The sequence below is a fragment of the Paenibacillus vulneris genome, from assembly GCF_039543185.1.
GTDB lineage: Bacteria > Bacillota > Bacilli > Paenibacillales > NBRC-103111 > Paenibacillus_S > Paenibacillus_S vulneris.
In genome coordinates, this window is record NZ_BAABJG010000005.1 from 44,625 (window position 1) to 58,164 (window position 13,540).

Sequence of the window (13,540 nt, forward strand, 5' to 3'; positions counted from 1 at the left end):
GTAAATTGCGCTTGAGGCTGCGGCATGCGATTGACCGACTCGCTTCTATAAAGTTAAAAACCTTCCAAAACCACTTTTCCGACGGTTCGACCCGTTTCCAGCATGGCATGCGCTTTTCGCAGGTTCTCGGCATTTATCGGCCTCAGCGTTACGTTTGTGGTAGTCCGAAGCACTCCTTCGTCCACGAGACGCGCGACTTCATTCAACAGCTTGTGCTGTTCGATCAGGTCCGGGGTTTGGTACATGGAACGGGTAAACATCAATTCCCACACGAACGTGACACTCTTGTTTTTCAGCAATGTCAGATTTAATAATTCATCGGTCTCAACGATTGAGCAAATTTTGCCTTGTGGTGCAATCGCTTCGGCCATGTTCGTCCAATGCTTCTCCGTGCTGTTCAAGCAGAGAATATAGTCAACTTGATCGAATCCGACAGCCTTTAGTTGCGGCACGAACGCCTCAAAATGGTTAATAACGTAATCCGCTCCAAGTTCCTTTGCCCATTCGGCTGATTCAGGGCGGGAAGCCGTACCGATGACAGTCAATCCCGAATATTTCGCTAATTGCGTGGCAATCGAGCCTACGCCCCCTGCTGCTCCAATAATCAGGATAGTCCTGCCGGCGTTATCAGCTTTATTTGGTGAAATTCCCAGCCGATCGTACAAGCTTTCCCAAGCCGTAATCGATGTTAAAGGCAAAGCCGCCGCATGTGCAAAATCGAGTCTGGAAGGCTTCCTTCCAACGATGCGTTCATCCACCAGGTGAAACTCGCTATTCCCCCCGGGGCGCGTAATGCTGCCGGCATAGAAGACTTCATCGCCAGGGCGGAACAAGGAGCAGTCGGGGCCCACCTGTTCGACCACGCCCGCAACATCCCAACCCAACACCCTCGGTGCACTCTCCTCACGCTCTTTGGGCGACCGGACCTTGTAATCGACAGGATTTACGGAGATTGCCTTTACCTTCACGAGAAGATCCTTTCCTGCCGGTCTTGGCTTATCCAGCTCCACATCGATCAGACTATCCGGATTTTCAATAGGAAAATACTTGTAAAGACCTACTGCTTTCATTTTTTCTGCTGCCATTTTACATCTCTCCTTCAAATGTTTTGTTGAATTGATTATGATCGAAGTATAGTTTATACACCATATTTTAAAAAGTACGCACATTCGTGTTATATAGTATCAATATTTATACTGTTACTGCTTTTAAACATGTCTTACAGAAAGACTTAGACCCTCTGTAGCAATAAAAGAACCTTTCTTTACCTTTCGTTCTCAATATGTTATATTGCGTTCAGGAGGCAAGAAGAACATGGCAAGAAGCAAACAATTCGAAGAGAACGCTGTATTGGAGAAAGCCATGAAGCTGTTCTGGGAGCAAGGGTACGAGAAGACGTCCATGCAAGATCTGGTCGAAAACATGGGCATTCACCGCAGAAGCCTCTACGACACGTTTTCCGACAAACGGACGTTGTTTTTGAAGGCCGTAGAGCGTTTCGACAATCGGGTCGACACCTGGCTAAAAAGCGGAGTGGACCGCTCCGAAACGGCAAGGGGGGCACTGCGTTTCATCTTCGACTTCATGATCTACGGTCAGGAGGACGCGCCGCCCGGGTGCATGATCGTCAATTCGGCAGTGGAGCTGGCAGCACGCGATCCGGAAATTGACGCGAAGACACAGCAAGGATTTGCGAAGATGGAGCACTTGCTCGAAGGCATTATCGCCCGCGGACAACGGGACGGTGAATTTAATACGCAGCAGGAGGCGAAGCTATACGCCGAATTCCTTCATAACTCGTTAGTCGGACTGCGGGTCTTGGCGCGAACTACCGCACCAAAAGAGAAGCTGGAACGCATCGCGGCGATGTCGCTGAGCTTGTTAGAGAAGGGTAGCTAATTTGAGGGGATAAATTAGAATGATCATTCCCATCATGTAAGGAATTTCATTGAATATTGCCATTAACGGAATGTTCAAATAGCCACGAAACGAGTCATCTATGGACATACTTTGGTAACCGGTGGGGTATCCCCCTCCGGTCGCTCCTACAAGGAATACCCCACCTATCACCTTTCGCATTTTTCACTAAATAGTTTTTTCAACAACCAGGCTGCTATTGATTTTGCTGTAACAAATTACGTATCGTTTCTATAACCAGATCGGGCTCGTCGTGAATGACCATATGACCGCTGTTCTTTGCCACGATAAGCTCGCTGTTGGTTGAAATGTTCAGCATATTTCTCTGGCCCGCCTGCCATATCTCCTCCAGCCGCTTGCCCCCGTCTTCTGAAATCCCGAACGCAGTATAATTCTGAGGAAGTCCTCTGGCAATGACCCTTACCGGGAGCGATCCCAAGGTTTGTCCCCGGACTGCATCCTCCGTAGATTGCGCCAAATTCCCTTCTTGTTCCTTAGCTTCAAAATAGCTAGGCGTCGCTATAACATCGAGGAACTGTCCTCGATCGGCTTCCGAAACCAGCCCTTCCAACAAATAATTCTGGAATAACCGGAAGCCTCCTGACAGTTTAAGAAGCTTTAAAATCGATGCAGGCGGCGTTTTAGCAAAATTCTCTTTTTCGAGAATAGGTTTGGTTTCTCTCTCATCGTTTTCGGGTCTGGCGTCGATAAGTACTAAGCCCATGACTTCATTGGAATATGTCTGTGCAAACAATCTTGCATATAGCCCCCCCAATGAATGACCGACGAGCAGATAAGGCCCGCCAACTCCCTCTTTTTCCAAAGCAGCGTGCAGCTCTTGTACGATGTTTGCTCCCGTTCGTTCCGTACTTGCGCTCTCGCTCCAAGCATAGCCGGCGCGATCATAGGCAACAACGGTAGCATTCTTCACCAGTCGATCAGGGATATTTCTCCAGGATAGGCTCGTTTCTCCGCTTCCTGCTTCAAGAATGATTGTCGGAGATCCGCTTCCTTGTTTCTTGAGATGTAGTCTATGCCCGCCAACATCCACTAATTTGCCAGGTGGAGGAAAGTTCTTCTTTGCCTCCATTGACGCCACACGTTCGTAAATCATCCCGGATCCTGCCAGGATGATAACGGCAGTGACTACACCGAGCGATAATCTTTTCCACTTTGATGTTTTCTTTTGTCTAGCCCTACGATTCATTGAAGTATGATTCCTCTCTTTTTAGTACATTGTATTAATAAACAAAGTTATTATAGCACAATGTACTATAAAAAGAAATGTTGAGCTATCACTCATGAAGCAATAGATCCTTTTGAAATTCATCATGCAGTTTTTTTAACACATTGTATTGTGAAATCAAATTGATATAATAAAATTATGCCTAAAATTGTTGATCATGAGAAACAGAGACATATTGTTGCTCAAGCCGCCCTGAGAGTCATTCGGAAATATGGACTGGAACAGGCCACGGTACGAAATATTGCGAAGGAAGCCGGTCTGTCGGTAGGGTCGATGAGGCACTACTTTTCCACACAGGCTGAGCTCTTTGCCTTTTGCATGAGCATCTTTGTTCAACGCGTTCAAGAGCGTGTCGAATCGCTTATTATTGCGAAACCGTTTTTACCAGATTTGAAACAACTGATCATGCAATTCTTGCCTATGGATGAGGAAAGAACTATGGAGATGGAGGTTTGGTTTTTATTTAACGCCAAGGTATTTATTTACCCGGAGCTTAAGCATGTAAGCGAAGAAATGCAGAATGGGTTATACAATGCCTCTAGATTTGTAATTGAATGCTTGCAAACGAACAATCTGGCCAAGCCGGGACTGGATGCCGATCTGGAAACGGAGAAATTGTATGCGCTTGTCGACGGACTAGCTATACATCAAATGATGAGGCCGGCACGACTCACTGCCGGGCAAGTGGAACACCTGCTGGATCATTACTTGAGATCCTTATGTGTGAAGGAGTTAGATGAGCGTTAGATGAGCCGTCCATGCCCGGAAACGAAATAAAGGCAATCGATCTATACCGATTTGCCTTCGTTTCGCGTGATTAAATACATGCTTACTTGCTTTTCTCCGTTTGAATAGCCTGGTTTATCGATTCCTCGGCACTGCGCATAACGGTATTCAAATCCGTACCCTGTAAAATTGCTTTTTCCAATTCCTTGATAAATAAGCTCTGAGCGTCTATCGTGACCAATCCCGCTTTTCTGGCAGCAGCCACCGCCGGATATTTGTTGAAATAGAAGGAGGACACATGCTTTCCTCTGTAAATCTCGTCGTTTTGGCGGTATGCTTTTTGAATTTCCTGATTTTTAAGGACTGTCAGAAAGCCTTTGTTTTTGGCTAGCGCGGTTTGAACCTCATCATGGGTTAACCAGGCGGCAAATTGAAACGCGACATCCTTGTTTTTACTGCTTTTCGTAATATAAAGATATCTGACGCTTGCAGGTGCTCCGATGCCCTCCTTCTCAGCATAGGTGGGCATACTGACCACATCCCAATTGAAATTCCAGTCCTGCATATTCATTGCCCACACCGTCATCGCCGAGGTTCCTTTTTGAAATACCTTTCGGTCCTCCTCCTTGTTTATCGTTTTTGCGTCGAATTGAAGCCCGGGAAGTGCGTAAAAACGCTTCCAATTCTCGGCGACCTTCCTCCAGCCCTCGTTATTAACAGCAGCCTTATCTTCATCGGGAGCTAAGTAGCTTAAACCGAATGGGTTTTGTGCAAAGAATGTGTCCATCCATCGGTCGCTGAAACCGCGATACAATGTACCGTTCTCATTGCGAGTAAGCTGCTTAGCCAGATCATAGACCTCATCCCATGTCATTCCGTCTTTAGGATAGGGAAGGCCGAATTTATCAAAGATATCTTTATTGTAATGAAGAGCATTCACTGCAAAATCAAGCGGAATACCGGCAACCATTCCGTTTGCATCGTTCTTCATCAGTTCGAGGGTAACAGGCTCCAAGCGATTCGTGTCATAGTGGTATTTCTTGATATAGTCTTCAAGATCAACCAGAAGGTCCCGTTTTTTCAGATCAGTGGAGAAGCGGTTTACGAAGATGTCAGGCATGGTTCCAAGGGTTAATAGTTCATCTATACTGTTACCACTGGTTTGAGGTGCAACCGCTTTTAGCGTCAAGTTGGGGAACTGGGCTTTAGCTAGCTCGGCAATGTAATCAAATTCCTGTTGGGATAATGACCATAAGTAAATACTTAGCTCGGCAGGTTCGCCGCTTTCAAGGGCGGTTTTGTTCCTTGGGTCTACGTCCGTTGTCGGCGATTGCGGTCCATTGGTGCAAGCAGTAAGTAGAAGAATCCCAAGCAGCGTCGGCAGAACACCCTTTTTTATTTTCATGGCTTATCGACCCTTTCCTTGTTTTGTAGGTACCTTTACTAATTAAAACCGAATAATGATTTCTCTGCTTGCATCTTCAAGAGAATCCGGGAGGTCTTGGATCTGGATACACTTTGCTTGTTTGTCATAGGTCCACGCTTCTTCTCCCGCGTGATTTCCATCGATGGTAACGGACAGCGGGCATGCCTCCGCCAAAATGGATACCTTATAAGATCGATGTGCGGGCATTCCATCATAGCTTCCCCGGCGTACACCAATGGTTAATACAAATTCGTTGCCTCTGGTCTGACTAAGAAATTCGGTTACAGCTATCTTCCCTTCTTTATATTGATAGCTAACACCGTCATCTTCGTATAAGACAAAGCTGCTGCTCCCGCCGGTATAGACCTGCAGGTGTATTTCTTGTGCGGACTTCTGTCCAATGTAGTCCCTTTCCGACCATGTGGGAATAATCGCTCCCCCCTTAACCAGCAGCGGCCCTCCACGGTTTACTGGAAATCCGACAACGACCTCTCGCCCGCCTTCCCAGGTTCTTCCCGACCAAAAATCCCACCATTTCCCTTTCGGCAAATACATATGATTAGTAAATGCACCGACCAGTAAATGCTCCCCCAACATATATTGATTTACTAAATGATCTATTTGGGGTTCTTCATTCAATACGAGCGGCATTGCACGAAGGATCGGCATCCCCGTTAGGGCCGCATTGTGTGCGGCTGAATAAATATACGGAATCAGACTGTATCGAAGCCTGGCGTAATCTTTGAATATGGGGAGCAATCTCTCCCCAAGGAGCCAGGGCTGGCGCCAATAAGCCCAGCTATTAACTTGAGACCATGGCTGAAGAAATCCGAAATGGATCCCCTCCGGTGTAAATACGTCCATATCACAGCTGGTGTTGGAATGGCCTGACAGACCATGGTTTAACAAGGAGATCAGCGGCTTGGGACCACCGCCCGTATCACCGGCCCAAGTTGCAGCAAATTGCTGTATTCCCGTATACCCTCCCGAGCTATAGATCATCGACCTGCGCCCAGTATGCTCCGAGTAGCCTTGATGCATCTGCTTATTTAGGATGGTTGGGTACAAATTATGCATTTCCTCATCATCCATCCCGTTCGCCCATTTCCTGTCCGGGTGCTCATTCACTTGACGGGCCCCATCCATTTTAAAAGCGGAAACACCCTGATCGACGAATTTCTTGAGATGTTGAAACCAAGGCTCTTCTTTGTTTGTAATCTGATCCATATAGATTGGTGTATGGGCGCGAAGATCCTGCTCAAAATCCTCCGGGTGATATAGGGGTTCACCTTGATTAAGCTCTTGCTCGCTTCCTTCACGCTCCCTTTCCTCATGATGTGTCACATCATAATCGCTGCATAGCCACAGACTTAGTTTAAAGCCTAGACGTTCAAGTGCCCCTGTGAAATTTTGAGGCCCCGTTGGCGCCCAGGGCGGAATGTAAAAACGTTCCGGATGCCATGTTTTCTTTGTAGAATAATCGTAATGCCGCGCCATCCACCCCGGTTCCAAACCGATCAGGTCACAGGGGATCCCCTCTCTGCGAAAATTCAATGCATCGTCCAGCATTTGTTTTGCATCCGCCTGCTCGTTACATACAAAGGTTAGACCGTATGCCCAAATGGGAAGCACATGAGGTTTTCCTGTGATGTCCGTAAACCGGTTAATTAACCGGGGCAAGCTCTCCCCGGCGATTAAATAGTAATCCAGCTCTCCGCGTTTGGCGAACACGCTCCATCTCTCTTTGTTGGTATAACCTAGATCGAAAAAATGCCTCCAGGTCGTATTGAAGAAAAACGCCCACCCTCTGCTGCTCATCACATAAGGTATCGGTGCATAGCAATCTACATTTTTCACCCACATCTTAGCCCTATGGCCACGCTTTTGAATTCCTTCTCTTGATTCATCTCCAAGTCCATACAATCGTTCCTCATCGCTAAGCTCAAATTCTGCCCTCAAGCCAGCCGGGCCGTTTGCTTGTCCCGGGACAGCTTCCCGCAGAAGAATCTGTCCTTTGGCATCCTTCAATACGATCCGTCCGTCGTATTTGCTTACTGACAGCTGAGCACCGCTTGTTTGTATCTGCCATCCGTCACCCGTCTCTTGCAGCTCAAACCGCACTTTCGGCCAGCTTCCCCGAACAATGCCATATTTCAATAATGCCGCATCTTTAAATTGCGCGTCTCTAGAGAGTTGAATCCGGAATGTCCATTCGCCAATAACTTCAACTCGCACGAAGCCTCCGCTCTCTACACGGAGGGTCACAGATGAATTCATTACCATACCATCCTTCTCTCTGGGGTTATGCCTCCATTCTACTGAGTTTTCATGAATTGAACATGCAGCATTTCTTAGTCACCTGTACAATTTCTCGTTCTTTGTTATAATTTGGTTCAGGTTACATGATCTCAATTAAGTAAACGGAGGATCGTATGGATTCATTGCCGGAGTATCCATTTTTAGTGCCTACCCTGTATCATATTGTAGATCGGCATACCCATAAATCCTGGTGCGTTCCCGTAGGAAAACGCAATTTTCACAATTTGATGCTGATTGTGGAAGGGGAAGGAGCCGCATGGACAAACGGGAAAGAAACAAGGCTGTCGCCCGGGATGCTTGTCTATCATCCCACCAATGAGGAATTTGGTTACGAAACATCCCGAACGAACTATCTCCGGTGTATGGGAGGGAACTTCGTGCTAACGGCCGTCATTCCTGAAGGATCTCAGACCAGGTCATACGATGTGCCCAAACTCCCCTTTGATACCTACACTGTCCCCGATAATTTTGACCGCTTCGTTCGGCTATTCACGGATCTTTCCCTTGCTTGGGGCAATGGCATAGATCACAGAATGCTAGCCTGCAGAAGCCACTTCATGAAAATACTGGATGAGCTATTTCAAGTTTATTCTCTCAATACAGAAAGTCATAAATACAAAGAGCGGATTCAACATGTCATTAAATATATGGAAACTCACTATCATCAAAAGCTCACGCTCAGCGCTCTATCAGAGCTTGCAGGATTAACGCCTTCTTATTTCGGCCAATCTTTTCGCCGCATCATGGGAATGACGCCCATAGAGTATCTCAATTCGATTCGTATTGACGAAGCCCAGTTCTTGTTGGAAAAGGGCTGCACTATTAGTGAGGTCACGGCCAAAGTGGGCTTCAGCGATCCATTCTATTTCAGCCGCATATTCAAAAAAAATAAGGGCATAAGCCCTTCGGAATATATTAAACGAGCTACCCTTTTTTAAGCCCTGCTTACTCCCGCCATTGACCCGGGGTTGTACCCCAGTATTCGCGAAAAATTCGTATGAAATAGCCCGGGTCTTTGTAACCTAGACGTTCTCCTACAACAGCTACCTTGCAGCCTTGATTGAGAAGCTTTCGAGCATGCAGCATTTTACGTTCTAATACATATTGGGAGAATGTTATGGATGTAGATTGTTTAAACAGTCTGCTCAGATGGGAGGCATTCGTATGAAGTCGTTCTGCTGCAGCGCGTAATGTAATCTCATGCTCTAACTCTTGCTCGACAAGAGCTTTTGTTTGTTCAATAAGTGGGTGCTCTCTTGGACGGGCTTGTTTATGAGCATGCTGCGCCAGACGTTCGGCGGCACTTCGTAACCTATGCAGGCTTTCTTCTACGGATGAAGCGGCCGTGGCTTCCAGGAAGGACGCATATTCTTCCCTTAAAATTTCATGAAGCGACCAGCCGCGTGATACGGCATAATGAATGAGCAATCCCCCCAGGTGCAGCAACTGCTCCCGTGCCTTGGCTGCTGAAGGATGTAAAATTTCCAACTGATAGAGAAGATCTTCCACGCGAATAACGTCAAGGTCTGCTCCGTGACTCCCTTTCTGGCGCAATTTGTGCTCAGTGCCTCGTTCTTGTCGAATAGCTGCAGCCGTTATTACCTGAAAGCGAGCTTCATTCGCCGGTTTGCGATGCGGACTGCAATGGATGTGAATCGTCTGGCTATCGCGGTCTCTACCCTGGTTCGAGGCCCCCTCTTCCAAGTAGAGACGAAGACATCCGGACTTTCGATGAAAAGTCCAGCCGTCCGTTCCTTTCTTCAATAAGGCAGCCGGATGTTCCTGACGCTCCAGCCCGTTCACCTTGACCCACGATGGCTTGGAGGTTGTATACACCAATATTTCATAACTTCTGAGATGAGGAATGCCCGCGTAGCTTCCTTTTCTCTTCTCTATTGTTATTTCAACGTCTCCGTCGTGAGCCGAACAGGCTATATTGGTTAGAGATGAGCCATCCTTCATGTAATCCAATGATATTCCATCATCTTCGTAAAGGCTGTAAGAGCTCGTACCTTCCGGGTATATATGTAAGCTTATTTGCTCCATCGGCTTTTCACTTATGTACTCTGCATCCGAATACATGGGAATTATCGAACCGGCGCGTACCAACAGAGGGCCTCCTGTCCCTTCAGGTGCGAGATAGTCCAATTGCTTAGGCCCCGTATGGCTCTCTCCTGTCCAGTAATCGATCCACCTGCCCTTTGGCAAATAGATGGTGCGGGTATAGGCCCCAACTAATAAAGCATCCCCGAACATATACTGGCGCTCATAGGTCCAGGCTTGGACATCGTCATGAAATACGATCGGCATCGCCCGCATGATAGGCATGCCTTTACAATAAGCAGTGTAGGCGGCGGAATAGATGTAAGGCAGCAATCTATACCTCAGCTTCGCGTAGCGTTTGAAAATTTCCCGAAGATCATGCGGCAGCAGACAAGGATGCCTCCAATATGCCCAGCTGTTAACCATAGCCCAAGGCTGCAAGAAGCCGAAATGGATACCCTCCGCGGTATGAATATCCATGTCGGCCGACAGGTTCGTCATTCCGCTTAAACCTAGATTCAGCATGGCATATAAAGAAGGTAAATCAGCCCCCTGCACCGCAAGCCCCCCTGTCCACATGGCCGCGTATTGCTGCAGCCCCATATAACCTACCTCGGAGTAGATCATAGGACGACGGCCGGTCTGTTCCACAAAACCTTGATGCATTTGTTTTGCGAGCAGCAAGGGATATAGGTTGCACATGGACTCGGTCGTTAGACCGTTAGCCCACTGTCTATTGCTGTTGTTCGGCCGGATATAGGCAGCGCTTAGCTTGAAGGCAGCCGTCCCTTGATCCACGAATGTCTCCCAATGCTGATACCACCTCTCTTCACTCCCGTAAACGGGATCTCCTCCAGGCTCGCCGGAAGGACCACTGCTGGCTCGTATGCTTCCCCCGATTCTTTCCTCCTCGTAGCGGCTTAGATCATAATAGCAGGTCATCCATAAGCTAAGCTTGAAGCCCCTATTGCGGAGAGCGCCGATAAAAGTGTGCTGTCCTCTGGGGCTCCATTGCGGAACATAGAACCGCTCAGGATGCCATTGTTTATGGATAGAGCCTTCATCCCCCGGTTTCATCCAACCCGGCTCCAACCCAATGACATCGCATGGTATTCCTTCTTCCCTGAATTTCATCGCATCTTCCAGGACTTCGCGCGCATCCGCCTGCTGATTACAAACGAAGGTAAGGCCATAGGCCCAGATTGGCAGCAAAACCGGCCGGCCTGATACTTCCGTAAATAATTCCAATATGTGAGCCATATGTTGTCCGGCAAAAAGAAACAAGTCCAGTTTGTCGTCATGCCCGCTTATCGTCAACCGATTGCTATCCGTACTGCCGATATCAAAAAGGTGCGGACTCGTTGTATTCAGGAACATTCCCCAACCACAGCTGCTCATCAAGAAGGGTACCGGAGCTCGTGCTCCATGCTCGCTTGCGATCATGTGAGCCCGATGCCCCCGTTTCATAAGCATGTTCCTGTTCTCATCTCCAAGGCCGTATAGCCTTTCTTCCGGACTAAGCATGAAGCAAATGGAAGACGGATACCTTTCATCCTGCAAAGAACTAGTAAGCTGCTCCAACTGAAATCTGCCTGTTGAACTCTCGAATAACAGCTCGCCGGACGAATGCTTAATGGTTAGAGCAGCCTGCTTCGTGTGAACTTTCGTATACTGGTCAGTTACTATCATTTGATAGACCTTCATCGTCGGTTCGCCTTGTTGTATGAAACCATAGCGTTCAAGGATAGAGCGCGCCCAATCCTCTGAATTCTGAATGCGGACACGGAATACGTTCTCGTTCCACACATCGATACGAATCATTTTCCCTGAGCGGGTACGGATAACCATGGGATACTCTGCATTCATTCAGCCATACTCTCCTTTGGTTAAAATTTTATGAAACATTGCAACGGATAAGCAAAAAAAAGCACGAGAAATTGCAATTATTTTCACTATTTTCTAAGCAATAGCCTGTTGTATTATGAAAGCGATTACTAAATGGAGGAGTGAATAAAATGAATCCAGTAGATCCGCATAAGCACCATAGTGAGAATGCTGACTCCGGTGTGGATATTCAGGATGGGAAGTTGTCTCGCAGAAAGCTTCTGTTATCTTTAGGAATGACAGGAGCTGCGGCAGTAACCGGATTTGGTTTGCTGGGAAACAAAAGCTTTGGTATGTCAACCGTAACCAATGCCGTATATGAAAACCCGGGGCCGAATCCGGATCCTCGTATCGATACCATTATGCGTAAGCAAGCGAATTTATGGATTGATCTGGAAGAGGATTTCCCGGTTATTCCACCTGAAAGCGACGATACGGGACGATTTCTTCGTGCCATTGCTCATATCGAGACGAGCGGCACTAATAATCGTAAGCTCTATTTGACCAAACCGGATTATGTCATCTCTTCTACAATCCATATTCGCAAAAGGGGCGTTCAAATCATAGGGCTGCGCCACGGCCGGCCAACGGATCCTTCCGGGAAAACTGAGGGAGGCACTCGTATCAATTATGCAGGAACAGGCGCATGCTTTGAGCTTGGAGAGCCCGCAACCGGATTTGCCGATACGGTCCAGGGCTTCACTCTCGATCATATCACATTGACCTCAACGGGAAGTACTCGCGTATCTCTTAACAATCCCATGGCGGTATCAACCGGAAGAGGGAATTACGGAGCGGGTACATACGGGGTCAAAGATAATAATAATGGAAATGTCGAGTTTCGAAATGTACAAATTGAACGCTTCGAATATGGGTTCTGGGGCATGTACAGCGATGTTAATACCTTCGACCTGGTCAATCTTTTCTACAACAAGGTAGGCATGTTTTTGGGATTGGCCTGCAGTCAAAATACGCTTCGTGAATTATACACCATAGGTAATGATACAGCATTATGGATTAAGGGCGCATCCGGTTTAAGAGTACAAGATTGCCAGTTCGTTAAGGATGGCAGCGGCAGCACGGCTCCGATTATTATCGAAGACCATCATTCTCCATATGACTCTGTATATTTTCATCGTTGCTGGTTCGAAGTAGGCTCCTCTCACCGTCTGGATTCATTTGTGCAAATTTCATGCGGAGCCAATGCAGAGCCTTCCAAAAGTATCATTTTTAGAGACTCTTGCATGGCTATAGGGGCGAAAGTGAATGGAGAGCCTGTGTGTAAGTACTTTGTACGAATTGGTAATGCCAGTCAGATCCTGATTGATGAAGTTACGGCGTTTCCGCACAATCTGAAGAAGCTAGTTGCCTTTGAAGGGAGCTATACCCGACAGCGCGCCACGTTTCGCGGATGTGTAGACTGGGATTATGGCGATGGCTTGATGGCTGACAAGCTGGGCACAGGTGAGGCCAAAATGATTACAGAAACTTACACCAATGAGGGCGTCGTATTTGGAGAGAGCGTTACGATCAAAAAGCCTAGCTTCGTTCATGCTTACGCAGATGTCAGTCAGTTTGTTTCAGCAGGTGTATTAACAAAAATCGCATTTCCATCCATAAAACTGGACAATATTGGCGAATTCGATCTGATTTCTTCCAGCTTCAAAGCTAAAACCTCTGGAATTTACCTGGTTACGGTTTGTGCCACTTGGAGTCAGCCGGTTCTAGCTAATCGTATTAAGATGTCTATTCATATAGGAAATAGCAGCACTCCCCTGGCTTATATAGATGATGCGCTGGCTGAATTCATCAGCTCCAAGGGATCTTTCCCCGTCAAGCTTAACAACGGTGAAACTTTCGATATAAGAGTATGGACGGAGCATGATGCAGCGATACAAGCAGGTATGCCCAATACTTATTTATGCATAGTAAAATTATCGTAATTATGAGAATTCGGCTTATTACACTATGCCGGTACC

The 13,540-nt window shown here is 47.2% G+C and carries 9 protein-coding genes; 4 read left to right on the forward strand and 5 right to left on the reverse strand.

The annotated features are described in order from the left end of the window. Positions 1-53: 53 nt before the first annotated feature. Positions 54-1,085, reverse strand: coding sequence for a zinc-binding alcohol dehydrogenase family protein (locus tag ABEA66_RS05230; RefSeq protein ID WP_079908823.1), 1,032 nt, complete (start codon positions 1,083-1,085; stop codon positions 54-56). A 229-nt stretch (positions 1,086-1,314) separates the two neighbouring features. On the opposite strand from ABEA66_RS05230, the gene ABEA66_RS05235 reads away from it, so the two are divergent. Further along, on the forward strand, positions 1,315-1,899 hold the full coding sequence (locus ABEA66_RS05235; protein ID WP_079908822.1) for a TetR/AcrR family transcriptional regulator: 585 nt from the start codon (positions 1,315-1,317) through the stop codon (positions 1,897-1,899). Between the two features lie 214 nt (positions 1,900-2,113). Here ABEA66_RS05235 and ABEA66_RS05240 read toward each other — a convergent pair whose 3' ends face one another. Then, positions 2,114-3,124: an alpha/beta fold hydrolase gene (locus tag ABEA66_RS05240; RefSeq protein ID WP_345586708.1), complete on the reverse strand. Its 1,011-nt coding sequence runs from the start codon at positions 3,122-3,124 to the stop codon at positions 2,114-2,116. Positions 3,125-3,301: 177 nt separating this feature from the next. Between ABEA66_RS05240 and ABEA66_RS05245 the strand changes: the two genes are divergently transcribed. Further along, positions 3,302-3,910, forward strand: a complete 609-nt coding sequence (locus tag ABEA66_RS05245) for a TetR/AcrR family transcriptional regulator (RefSeq protein WP_079908820.1) — start codon at positions 3,302-3,304, stop codon at positions 3,908-3,910. An 82-nt stretch (positions 3,911-3,992) separates the two neighbouring features. On the opposite strand, the gene ABEA66_RS05250 is transcribed toward ABEA66_RS05245, so the two are convergent. Together ABEA66_RS05250 and ABEA66_RS05255 are read right to left on the reverse strand one after the other, a co-directional pair. Then, a complete protein-coding gene (locus ABEA66_RS05250) occupies positions 3,993-5,294 on the reverse strand; it encodes an ABC transporter substrate-binding protein (RefSeq protein WP_345586710.1) in 1,302 nt (433 codons plus the stop codon). Between the two features lie 42 nt (positions 5,295-5,336). Beyond that, positions 5,337-7,592, reverse strand: coding sequence for a glycoside hydrolase family 31 protein (locus tag ABEA66_RS05255; protein ID WP_345586712.1), 2,256 nt, complete (start codon positions 7,590-7,592; stop codon positions 5,337-5,339). A 419-nt stretch (positions 7,593-8,011) separates the two neighbouring features. Here ABEA66_RS05255 and ABEA66_RS05260 point away from each other — a divergent pair, with 419 nt between their 5' ends. Next, positions 8,012-8,572, forward strand: a complete 561-nt coding sequence (locus ABEA66_RS05260) for an AraC family transcriptional regulator (protein WP_192700812.1) — start codon at positions 8,012-8,014, stop codon at positions 8,570-8,572. Between the two features lie 7 nt (positions 8,573-8,579). Here ABEA66_RS05260 and ABEA66_RS05265 read toward each other — a convergent pair whose 3' ends face one another. Further along, positions 8,580-11,543: a TIM-barrel domain-containing protein gene (locus ABEA66_RS05265; RefSeq protein WP_345586718.1), complete on the reverse strand. Its 2,964-nt coding sequence runs from the start codon at positions 11,541-11,543 to the stop codon at positions 8,580-8,582. Between the two features lie 149 nt (positions 11,544-11,692). Here ABEA66_RS05265 and ABEA66_RS05270 point away from each other — a divergent pair, with 149 nt between their 5' ends. After that, complete coding sequence (locus tag ABEA66_RS05270; RefSeq protein WP_345586720.1) at positions 11,693-13,504, forward strand: hypothetical protein; 1,812 nt, start codon at positions 11,693-11,695, stop codon at positions 13,502-13,504. The last annotated feature ends 36 nt before the right edge of the window (positions 13,505-13,540 follow it).

What these genes read in the sequence shown, in the direction of transcription:
- ABEA66_RS05230 (WP_079908823.1), bottom strand. Translation starts at nt 1,085, where the DNA reads ATGGCAGCAGAAAAAATGAAAGCAGTAGGTCTTTACAAGTATTTTCCT.
- ABEA66_RS05235 (WP_079908822.1), top strand. Translation starts at nt 1,315, where the DNA reads ATGGCAAGAAGCAAACAATTCGAAGAGAACGCTGTATTGGAGAAAGCC.
- ABEA66_RS05240 (WP_345586708.1), bottom strand. Translation starts at nt 3,124, where the DNA reads ATGAATCGTAGGGCTAGACAAAAGAAAACATCAAAGTGGAAAAGATTA.
- ABEA66_RS05245 (WP_079908820.1), top strand. Translation starts at nt 3,302, where the DNA reads ATGCCTAAAATTGTTGATCATGAGAAACAGAGACATATTGTTGCTCAA.
- ABEA66_RS05250 (WP_345586710.1), bottom strand. Translation starts at nt 5,294, where the DNA reads ATGAAAATAAAAAAGGGTGTTCTGCCGACGCTGCTTGGGATTCTTCTA.
- ABEA66_RS05255 (WP_345586712.1), bottom strand. Translation starts at nt 7,592, where the DNA reads ATGAATTCATCTGTGACCCTCCGTGTAGAGAGCGGAGGCTTCGTGCGA.
- ABEA66_RS05265 (WP_345586718.1), bottom strand. Translation starts at nt 11,543, where the DNA reads ATGAATGCAGAGTATCCCATGGTTATCCGTACCCGCTCAGGGAAAATG.
- ABEA66_RS05270 (WP_345586720.1), top strand. Translation starts at nt 11,693, where the DNA reads ATGAATCCAGTAGATCCGCATAAGCACCATAGTGAGAATGCTGACTCC.